Below are 4,729 nucleotides of genomic sequence, written 5' to 3'. Positions count from 1 at the left end.
CGCGAGGCAGGCTGGACCGGCAGCACCGGAACCGAGGCTTGCCGCCGACGCCACCGCGGGCGAGCCGGTCGCGATCACCTCGTTGCAACGCGCCGGAGTTGCCCTGGGACAGGCCATCGCTTCCGCCGTGGCCCTGGTGGATGTGCGCATGGTGGTGATCGGCGGCGGGTTCGCTCAGGCGGGCCCTCCACTGTGGAACCCGATCCAGGAGTCGATCGCACTGCACGCCAGACTGGCGTTTCTCGACGGGCTACAGGTGGTGCCGGCCGCATTGGGTGGACTCGGCACCGTGTACGGCGCAGCCGCCCTCACCGCCTGACGCACCTACCCACACAGCCAGAACGGGGCCCACCCCTCGGTGAGCCCCGTTCCGTGTCGTGAATACTACGCGCCCAAACGCTGCTTGAGGGCGTCGAATTCGTCCTGAATTCCGGTGGGCAGCTTCTCGCCGACGAAGTCGAACCACTCCTGGATCAGCGGGATCTCGGCCTTCCACTCGTCGGTGTTCACCGCGAGTGCCTCTGCGACATCGTCGACGGTGGTGTCGAGTCCGTCGATGTCGAGAGCCTCGGCGGTGGGGACCACACCGATCGGAGTCTCGACGCCCGCAGCCTTGTGCTCTATGCGCTCGACGATCCACTTGAGCACGCGGGAGTTCTCACCGAATCCGGGCCACAGGAAGCGCTTGTCGTCGCCGCGGCGGAACCAGTTGACGTAGAACACCTTCGGGAGCTTCGACTCGTCGGCGTTCTTGCCGAGGTCGATCCAGTGCTGGAAGTAGTCGCCCACGTTGTAGCCGAGGAACGGCAGCATGGCCATCGGGTCGCGTCGAACGGTGCCGACGGTGCCCTCGGCGGCGGCGGTCTGCTCGGAGCCGACGGTGGCTCCCATGAACACTCCGTGCTGCCAGTCGCGTGCCTCGGTCACCAGCGGAACGGTGGTCTTGCGACGGCCACCGAACAGGATTGCCGAGATGGGTACGCCCTGCGGGTCGTCCCACTCCGGAGCCATCGACGGGCACTGGGCCATCGGCACGCAGTAGCGCGAGTTCGGATGTGCGGCGTCGGTTCCGGACTCAGGCGTCCAGTCGTTGCCCTTCCAGTCGATGAGGTGCTCGGGCTTGCCTTCGAGGCCTTCCCACCACACGTCGCCGTCGTCGGTCATGCCCACGTTGGTGAACACCGAGTTGCCCTGATCGATGGTCTTCATCGCATTCGGGTTCGAGTCCCAGTTGGTGCCCGGAGCGACGCCGAAGAAACCGAACTCCGGGTTGACGGCGTAGAGACGGCCGTCCTCGCCGAAGCGCATCCACGCGATGTCGTCACCGATGGTCTCGGCGCGCCAACCGGGATGGTCGGCTGAATCATCGCGAGATTGGTCTTGCCACAGGCGGACGGGAACGCCGCCGCGATGTAGTACGCCTTGTCCTCGGGAGAGATCAGCTTCAGGATCAGCATGTGCTCGGCGAGCCAGCCCTCGTCGCGGGCCATCGCCGAAGCGATACGCAGCGAGTAGCACTTCTTGCCGAGCAGCGCGTTGCCGCCGTAACCGGATCCGTAGCTCCAGATCTCGCGGTCCTCGGGGAACTGGGTGATGTATTTGGTGTCGTTGCACGGCCACGGGACGTCCGCCTGGCCCTCGGCGAGCGGAGCGCCGAGCGAATGCAGCGCCTTGACGAAGAATCCGTCGTCGCCGATCTTGTCGAGCGCGGCCTGGCCCATGCGGGTCATCACGCGCATGGACACCACGACGTACTCGGAGTCGGTGAGCTCGACGCCCAGCTTCGGGTCGGCTGCACCGAGGGGGCCCATGCAGAACGGGACGACGTACATGGTGCGTCCGCGCATGCAGCCGCGGTAGAGCTCGGTCATGAGCGTCCGCATTTCGGCGGGGTCCATCCAGTTGTTGGTGGGACCGGCGTCGATCTCTTCCTTGGAACAGATGTACGTGCGCGATTCGACGCGAGCGACGTCCGACGGATCGGAGTTGCCGAGGAACGAGTTGGGCTTCTTCTCCTCGTTCAGACGAGTGAAGGTGCCTGCCTCGACCAGCTTGTCGGTCAGGCGCTCCCATTCGGCGTCGGATCCGTCAGCGAACACCACTGCGTCCGGTTCGGTCAGTTCGGCTACCTGAGCAACCCAGGCAAGCAGTTCTTTGTGTCGAGTCGGCACGCTGTCGGTGCCGCTCAAACCGGGAATGGTCGCTGAGGTCATCTAACTCTCCTGGGGTTAGCCGGAACCGGGAAGAACTCGCACGATCATGCTGGGCAAGCATTCGCGAGTAGATCTCGGTTTTCCCCTCTCGGCGGGGCGCTGCTCGACCGCTCGAGCTGCGGTACACCATCTTACCGGGTACAGCAAGCCGAGGACCGAGCGCCGGATGTCCTGTTCATCAGGTTAACGCCGAGCGACGTGAAACCAGAAACAGGGTGTTGTCCGATTAGTCACAGGACCGATTCAGATAGGGAAAGATCAACGCAAGAAGGCCTCTACCAGCGGTGATGCAGAGGCCCGACATTGCAGCTACAGCTCGCCGGATTCGGTCATTTCGCCCCGGCCGATACCGTTCGCTTCTCGAAAAATCTCCCAGGTTCGGTATTGCCCGTCACGTCCGAACGCGGTGAACTTGTCCGTCACACCGTCCCCGTCGAGGTCGGTCGCCACCGTGATCCCGGCGTCGGTAGTTCGCACGGTGGTCTCGTAGTACCCGTCGCCGTCGAGATCGAACAGATCCGTCGAGAAAGCGGGCGCACCTGCGCCGTCGAGATCCAGTTCTGCCATTTCGTCCGCGGGAAGATCCCCTGCTGCGAAGCCATCCACCGCGATCATCGACGCTCCTCACTTCACTGAACCGACACTGCACCTACCGACTTCGACGCACGGACACATCGAACGGTTCCATCGACGCGGCCGAGGATCGGGAGGGCTCTGGAGGTACGACAACGCCGCGGAATCGTTCCAACCCCCGCTCGAGCGCAGACAGATCGCGATCGCACGCAGACAGCAACGCCGACCGGTGGTCGGCGAGCGTGCGCAGTTCGGCGTCCACCTCGCCGAGCGCAACGTCGATGCGAGCCACTAGCGCCCGATCTGCCGTCGCGACGGCGATCGCGAACGCCGACTCCGCTTCGAGAATCTGCGAGACCAACCGCTGCTCCACCGCGGACTTCACCCGGGCCAGGCTCTCCTGGTCCAACCCCGCAGGTGCGCCCGGTCGGCCACCAGCGCCCGCGAGCGCGTCAACCACCAGGCCAGCACACCGCCCAGAACGAGGGTGATCACGGTATTGGCAACAGCCCAGGCGGGCACCAGAGCCATCGGCGAGACCACCAACCGTCCGAGACCTACCCCCGCCGACGCCCCGACCACGATCATGATGGCGTCCTCGATGCCGCGACGCCTGGGCGGTGCCTCGATGTCGAGCAACTCGTTCGTGGCGCTCGATTGCGTCGGCGTCGGGCCGAGCCCGAGATCGGACTCCACCGCTCGCAGTCCAGCAGTCAACGCGGCGTCGGCTCGACTCTGCGCACCGCGCGCGGACTCGGTGAAATGTGCGGGCAGATGCTTCAACTCTGCGCGTCGGGCACTCTCGATCGCATGCCTGGTCTCGACGCCCAGTACCCGTAGATCCTCGGCGGCGCATGGAGGGACTCCACGCGGAGCCGTTGAATTCGGTTGTGCAACAGTGCACGTCGGTCTCCACCGAGGTTCTCCCGTTCACCTACGAGTTCGACTCGCCGGGCCCGGAGGGCCGTGGTGTCACCGCCCCCCGGTCACCGCGCGCGCCCTCTCCACGATCGACGCTCTGGCCCTGGCTGCGCAGTCCTGCACTGCCGCCGCATACTTGCGCTGCGATCCGACAGCCCTGGCCTGCAGCAGCAGTACGCCGAGCCGGTCTGCCACAGACTTCAGACCCGATTCGGCGGACATCACTTCGTCACCGCCCTCCCGCCCCGTCCGCGCCAACCGAACCGACATCGGATGAAACGTGCACTCCACCGCCCGCGGGACGTACTCGCCAACGAGGTCACTGTTCGCGGTCACCACCTCACGCCAGTGTCGATGCACGTCGATCTTGTTCACCACGAACACGACCGGCGTGGATTCGAGGGCAGCCCGCCACTGCTCGATCTCCACACGGCCGATCGGGGCCGACGCGTCCACCACGATCAGGACGACGGCAGCACGGGTCGTCGAGCTCGCGAATTCGACCGAGCCCGTGAATTCGCCGCCCACCCGCACCAGCTCGTCCTGCAGTTCCGACTTGCCGGATCCAGCAGTTCCGGTGAGGTAGACCCCGGCAGGTCGACTCTCCCGAGCCGCTTCGATCTCGCCGAGAGCGGTCGAATTCCACCGACGTAGAACGCTTTTCATGTCCTCCGACAGTGCGGTCATCGACCCAGCATTCGCACGTAGCCTCGACAGAGAGCCAACGCCGATCGACGCACTGCCGAGTCCTCTGCCGCGGCCGCGCGTTGCTTCCACAGTGCAGCCTGCTCCAACGATTCCCGCTCCGCACCGGTCTCGATCCGCACCCCCCAACTGCAGCGCAGCGCATCGCATCTCAGCGGCGACCGCCTCGTCCGAGGCCAGGTACGACTCGACCGCGCCGCGGACGTGCCGATGCCGAGCAGCAATCTGTTGCAAGCTCCGATGCAGATCGGCGTCACGGTCGGCCGCAGCTGCCGACACGGCCGCCGAGACCGCCGCGATCAGGGCATCGGCTCCGG

General features: G+C 65.7%; 4 protein-coding genes and 2 pseudogenes. 1 reads left to right on the top strand and 5 read right to left on the bottom strand.

Translation table 11 applies throughout. From position 1 onward, the window contains the following. Nucleotides 1-319: ROK family protein (locus tag RHBS_RS24570; RefSeq protein WP_237669659.1), on the top strand; the 319-nt coding region annotated here is incomplete at its 5' end. A 65-nt stretch (nucleotides 320-384) separates the two neighbouring features. On the opposite strand, the pseudogene RHBS_RS24565 reads toward RHBS_RS24570, so the two are convergent. The 5 genes and pseudogenes from RHBS_RS24565 to RHBS_RS24545 form a co-directional block, all read right to left on the bottom strand. After that, nucleotides 385-2,213 (bottom strand): annotated as a pseudogene (locus RHBS_RS24565) (phosphoenolpyruvate carboxykinase (GTP)). A 309-nt stretch (nucleotides 2,214-2,522) separates the two neighbouring features. Next, nucleotides 2,523-2,828 (bottom strand): DUF6802 family protein, encoded by a 306-nt coding sequence (locus RHBS_RS24560; RefSeq protein ID WP_128646704.1) that lies wholly within the window; start codon nucleotides 2,826-2,828, stop codon nucleotides 2,523-2,525. 34 nt (nucleotides 2,829-2,862) lie between these two features. After that, on the bottom strand, nucleotides 2,863-3,171 hold the full coding sequence (locus RHBS_RS24555) for a hypothetical protein (RefSeq protein ID WP_128646702.1): 309 nt from the start codon (nucleotides 3,169-3,171) through the stop codon (nucleotides 2,863-2,865). After that, nucleotides 3,168-3,569: a hypothetical protein gene (locus tag RHBS_RS24550; RefSeq protein WP_128646700.1), complete on the bottom strand. Its 402-nt coding sequence runs from the start codon at nucleotides 3,567-3,569 to the stop codon at nucleotides 3,168-3,170. The genes RHBS_RS24555 and RHBS_RS24550 overlap by 4 nt, the downstream gene beginning before the upstream one ends. Nucleotides 3,570-3,758: 189 nt before the next feature. Beyond that, a pseudogene (locus RHBS_RS24545) lies at nucleotides 3,759-4,729 on the bottom strand (hypothetical protein); the annotation flags it as partial.

The sequence above is a fragment of the Rhodococcus sp. BS-15 genome (assembly GCF_000813105.1).
In the GTDB taxonomy this organism is placed as follows: domain Bacteria; phylum Actinomycetota; class Actinomycetes; order Mycobacteriales; family Mycobacteriaceae; genus Rhodococcoides.
Note: the sequence above shows the minus strand (reverse complement) of the source record. Positions and strands in the feature narration are given on the sequence as shown.